This is a genomic window from Parvibaculum sp. (assembly GCF_045863935.1).
Lineage (GTDB): Bacteria > Pseudomonadota > Alphaproteobacteria > Parvibaculales > Parvibaculaceae > Parvibaculum.
Map to the genome: position 1 here is coordinate 1 of NZ_BTVP01000079.1, position 4137 is coordinate 4137.

General features: G+C 63.9%; 7 protein-coding genes. 4 read left to right on the forward strand and 3 right to left on the reverse strand.

What is annotated here, in order from left to right:
- Window positions 1-16 precede the first annotated feature (16 nt).
- Together ACKUUH_RS17125 and ACKUUH_RS17130 are read right to left on the reverse strand one after the other, a co-directional pair.
- The gene (locus tag ACKUUH_RS17125; protein WP_407951102.1) at window positions 17-340 is read right to left on the reverse strand and encodes a hypothetical protein; all 324 of its coding nucleotides are present in this window, start codon (window positions 338-340) and stop codon (window positions 17-19) included.
- Window positions 341-443: 103 nt separating this feature from the next.
- Window positions 444-782 (reverse strand): hypothetical protein, encoded by a 339-nt coding sequence (locus ACKUUH_RS17130; protein ID WP_407951103.1) that lies wholly within the window; start codon window positions 780-782, stop codon window positions 444-446.
- 314 nt (window positions 783-1096) lie between these two features.
- Here ACKUUH_RS17130 and ACKUUH_RS17135 point away from each other — a divergent pair, with 314 nt between their 5' ends.
- Genes ACKUUH_RS17135 through ACKUUH_RS17145 form a run of 3 tightly spaced genes read left to right on the forward strand, consistent with a single transcriptional unit; the run spans window position 1097 to window position 2737 of the window.
- A complete protein-coding gene (locus tag ACKUUH_RS17135) occupies window positions 1097-1744 on the forward strand; it encodes a TetR/AcrR family transcriptional regulator (RefSeq protein WP_407951104.1) in 648 nt (215 codons plus the stop codon).
- 23 nt (window positions 1745-1767) lie between these two features.
- Entirely contained in the window at window positions 1768-2211 is a 444-nt protein-coding gene (locus ACKUUH_RS17140) for an SRPBCC family protein (protein ID WP_407951105.1), read from the forward strand.
- A 43-nt stretch (window positions 2212-2254) separates the two neighbouring features.
- Complete coding sequence (locus tag ACKUUH_RS17145) at window positions 2255-2737, forward strand: VOC family protein (protein WP_407951106.1); 483 nt, start codon at window positions 2255-2257, stop codon at window positions 2735-2737.
- 19 nt (window positions 2738-2756) lie between these two features.
- On the opposite strand, the gene ACKUUH_RS17150 is transcribed toward ACKUUH_RS17145, so the two are convergent.
- Complete coding sequence (locus ACKUUH_RS17150) at window positions 2757-3203, reverse strand: MarR family winged helix-turn-helix transcriptional regulator (RefSeq protein WP_407951107.1); 447 nt, start codon at window positions 3201-3203, stop codon at window positions 2757-2759.
- A 190-nt stretch (window positions 3204-3393) separates the two neighbouring features.
- Here ACKUUH_RS17150 and ACKUUH_RS17155 point away from each other — a divergent pair, with 190 nt between their 5' ends.
- Window positions 3394-4053 (forward strand): glutathione S-transferase family protein, encoded by a 660-nt coding sequence (locus tag ACKUUH_RS17155; RefSeq protein ID WP_407951108.1) that lies wholly within the window; start codon window positions 3394-3396, stop codon window positions 4051-4053.
- Window positions 4054-4137: the final 84 nt, after the last annotated feature.

The window sequence follows — 4137 nt, forward strand, 5'->3', positions numbered from 1 at the left end:
GCCACTGCTGTCCGGTTTAATTTTCAATCCCGAATTTAACCGTCATGACCCGGCCCTCCTTCAAACTTTTTTGGCGGGTCATCCACGTCTTTCTTTCCTGCCTTCCGTGCCACAAAGACGTGGATGGCCCGCATAAAGCGGGCCATGACGGTTTTGGGTTTTGAAAACGGCTCGGCTTTCTGAATTCGGAGCCGATCAGGACATCCGGGTGATCCAGTAAACCCGATTTCGCGGTTCCGAGTCCCGAGTACTGGCGAACAGGCGTTTCGCTCGCAAAATCAAAAGCTTGAACCAACTCGGAAAAATTTAAACCGGACAGCAGTGGCATGACGCGGGCCATGACGGTTTGGGGGTGTATCGGGCCATGGCGGTTTGGGGGGGTGTAGCGGGTGCGGGTTCGGGCGGTGGATGTGGCTTGAGAATGTCCACCTTGCCGCCATCGGTCAGTCGCCGAATACCTTGCGCAGCGCGAGCTTCTTTTCGTCAGGCGTCAGACAGGCGCCGTCGTACCCTTCCGGCGGCACCGGGGTGCCGGCGAAATCGGCTTTCAGGGCGCGGATGAAGGTTCGTGTGACGATGAAATATCGCGCGCCGTTTTTTGCGCCTTCGGCGGCGAGCTTCTCCAGGCTGACGGCGACAGGATCGCCATTGCAGGTCGTGTGAATGGTTCCGTCGGCGTCGGCCAGCTTCGCCGCTTCGCTGTCGGGGTCGATCCCCGCCGAGCGCAGGAACTCCGCCGTCGACGGCGACATGGCTAAAGCCGGCGTGAAGAGCAGCAGCATGAGTGTGACCAGGACTGTCAGACGAGACCTGGACATATGCTTCACCGCCCTTTCCGATCCGGGCCAACCCTACAGCCGCGGTCATGCAACCCAAAGCGATCTCTCGCCTGCCACTCCCCAAAATTCGCGGGGGGGGGAAGGTGGCTTGTGAAGCGACGCGCCGGGAACCGGCTTTGCTTCCGGGTGGGGCGCCCCCTCACCCTTCCCACCTTCGGCGGGCCCCTTCCCTCTCCCCGAGGGGAGAGGGACCGGTATCTTGCCGCTTGACGACATACCGACTAGTTGGTATGTCGTAGTCATCAAGGAGAAACGCCATGTCGCAAACCGTTGCAAGGCCCGCGAAGCCGGACGCGAAGATGAAATTGCTGGAGGCCGCCCTTTCCGTTATCCGGACCAAGGGCTATTCGGCGACCACGGTGGACGAGCTCTGCGCGGCGGCGGGCGTGACCAAGGGCGCGTTCTTCCACCACTTCAAGAACAAGGACGAGCTGGGCGTTGCCGCCGCGGCGCATTGGTCGGAGACGACCGGCGCCGTGTTCGCGCGCGCGCCCTATCACGATCATGCCGATCCGCTCGACCGCGTGCTCGGCTATGTCGCCTTCCGCAAGTCGATGCTGAAAGGCGGCGTGCACGATTTCACCTGTCTCGCCGGCACCATGGTGCAGGAGACCTATGCGACCGCGCCCGCCATTCGCGAGGCCTGCGACCGCAGCATCAGCGGCCATGCGGCGACGCTGGAAGCCGACATCAAGGCGGCGATGCAGGAGCGCGGCCTGCGCCCCGGATTCACGCCGAAGTCGCTTGCGCTCCACATCCAGGCCGTTCTCCAGGGCGCCTTCATTCTCGCCAAGGCGAAAGGCGGCGCGGCGGTTGCCGCCGAAAGCCTCGATCATCTCACGCGCTATCTGGAACTGCTTTTCAGTGCGGGAAAAGCCGGACGGAAGACGAAGCGTCCGTCGTGACACCAGACCGGAAGGAGTAAATCATGCCGAGCACCATCAAGCTTCATCGCGTTATCGGGGCCAGGCCGGAGAAAGTCTATCGCGCCTTCCTGGAGGCCGATGCCGTGGCAAGCTGGCTTCCGCCCTATGGCTTCCTCTGCACGGTGCATGAACTGGACGGACGCGTGGGCGGCCGCCACAGAATGTCGTTCCGGAATTTCACCACGGGCAACGGACATTCCTTCGGCGGCACCTATGTCGAGCTCGTGCCCGGCGAGCGGCTCGTCTACACGGACAAGTTCGACGACGCCAACATGCCGGGCGAGATGCGCGTGACCGTGACGCTGAAGGCGGTGTCGGTGGGCACCGACATCAAGATCGAACAAGACGGCGTGCCGGACGTTATTCCGCCGGAAACCTGTTATCTCGGCTGGCAGGACTCGCTCTACAAGCTCGCGCGGCTCGTGGAACCGGAAATCAACGAGTAGCGCGACGCGGAGGCGACGCGGGGGCGATGCAAGGAGGAGAGACATGACCGATCTCGTGACCTGCCTGTGGTTCGACCACGGCGAAGCCAGCAAGGCGGCCGCGTTCTATGCCGCGACCTTTCCCGACAGCCATGCCGGCCGGGTGAACGCCGCGCCCGGCGATTTTCCCGGCGGCACGGAGGGCAGCGAACTCACCGTCGAATTCACGGTGCTGGGGCGGCGCTTCGTCGGCCTCAATGGCGGCCCGGTTTTCACGCCGAACGAGGCGGTGAGCTTCATGCTCGTCACGGAGACGCAGGAAGAAACCGACCGCTACTGGAACGCGATCGTGTCGAATGGCGGCGCGGAGAGCGCCTGCGGCTGGTGCAAGGACCGCTGGGGCTTTTCCTGGCAGATCACGCCGGCGCGGCTTCTCGAACTGAATGCGAGCGCCGACCGGGCGCAGGCAAAGCGCGTCTTCGAGGCGATGATGAGGATGACGAAGATCGACATCGCCACGCTGGAGGCGGCGGCGAAAGGAACGTGAGGGAGCGAGGGCGGAAGCTTTACGCGATGGCGCGCAGCCCGGCGCGGAGGGCGCCGGTATCGCTGCCGATTTCCTTTTCGAGCGCGGCATGCTCGCGCCGCCAGACGGCCATTGCGGCGCGCAGCACCTTGCGGCCTTCGCCGGTGAGCGAAAGCTTGCGGCCGCGCCGGTCTTCCGGATCGACCTCCACGGAGACGAGGCCATTGCGCTCCAGCGGCTTCAGGTTTGCCGTGAGCGTGGAGCGGTCCATGGCGAGGAACTTCGCGACGGGGCCCATGGAGGCGGGGTCCGGCCTGTTCAGCACATTGAGCAGGGAGAACTGGCCGCTCGTTATCCCGTAAGGACGCAGCACATCGTCGAAGCGGCGGGCAAGCGCGCGGGCGGCGCGCTGCGCATGAAGGCAGAGGCAGGTGTCGCGGATATGCGCCGTGGCTTCGTAGAGTTCGTTGTTCTTCTTGTTCGTCATGGTCTGCCCGTCATCTCTGTTTCTTGCGAGGGCGTCTCGCGACTCATTTTTGGTTGATATCAAACATATTATATCATATTGATATCAAATATTCCGGGCAAGGCCGAAACGGAACCCGCCCCCGCGGCATTGCGCCGCTTCCGGCGCATGCGCGGCGCGCGCGCCATACCCCCAAGAAGAGGAGGAAACCATGAGGAAGATCAGCGTGTTGAAATGGGTGCCGCCCTTCGCGCGGGGGTCCGTGAAGGAATTCCGCGTGCGCTGGGCGCTCGAAGAGGCCGGCCTGCCTTACGAAGAGGAGGTGCTGACGCCGGAGGACCAGGATGCGGCCTCCTATCGCGCGCGCCAACCCTTCGGCCAGGTGCCCGCCTATGAGGACGGCGAAGTTTCGATGTTCGAGAGCGGTGCGATCGTGCTGCACATCGCGGAGAAGAGCGACGCGCTGATGCCGCGCGACGAGCAAGGCCGTGCACGGACGATGCAGTGGACGTTCGCGGCGCTGACCTCGATCCAGCCGGCGGTCGCCGATGTGACGGCGCTCGACTTCTTCTACCCGCAGGAGGAATGGGCGAAGCTGCGCCGGCCGGGCGCGGAGGAATTCCTGACCCGGCGGCTCGGCCAGCTTGCCGGGCATCTGCAGGGGCGCGAGTGGCTGGAAGACCGCTTCACCGCGGGCGACCTCATGATGGTGACGGTGCTGCGCGACCTCAGGCACCGGGATTTCGTCTCGAAGGTGCCGGTGCTCGATGCTTACGTGAAGCGGGCGGAAGCACGGCCGGCATTCGGGCGGGCGCTGGCGGCGCATATGGCGCTTTATGCGGATGCGGCGAAAGCCGAAGCGGCGGAGTGAGGGGCGCACCTTTGGGCCGATTGAAACTCACTGACGTGAGCCCCTGAACTTCCTCCAGATTTGAGTAGAGTCCGTCAATTGAAG

Coding starts and splice junctions, on each gene's coding strand:
- ACKUUH_RS17135 (WP_407951104.1), top strand. CDS start 1,097: ATGTCGCAAACCGTTGCAAGGCCCGCGAAGCCGGACGCGAAGATGAAA.
- ACKUUH_RS17155 (WP_407951108.1), top strand. CDS start 3,394: ATGAGGAAGATCAGCGTGTTGAAATGGGTGCCGCCCTTCGCGCGGGGG.
- ACKUUH_RS17140 (WP_407951105.1), top strand. CDS start 1,768: ATGCCGAGCACCATCAAGCTTCATCGCGTTATCGGGGCCAGGCCGGAG.
- ACKUUH_RS17150 (WP_407951107.1), bottom strand. CDS start 3,203: ATGACGAACAAGAAGAACAACGAACTCTACGAAGCCACGGCGCATATC.
- ACKUUH_RS17130 (WP_407951103.1), bottom strand. CDS start 782: ATGCTGCTGCTCTTCACGCCGGCTTTAGCCATGTCGCCGTCGACGGCG.
- ACKUUH_RS17125 (WP_407951102.1), bottom strand. CDS start 340: ATGGCCCGCGTCATGCCACTGCTGTCCGGTTTAAATTTTTCCGAGTTG.
- ACKUUH_RS17145 (WP_407951106.1), top strand. CDS start 2,255: ATGACCGATCTCGTGACCTGCCTGTGGTTCGACCACGGCGAAGCCAGC.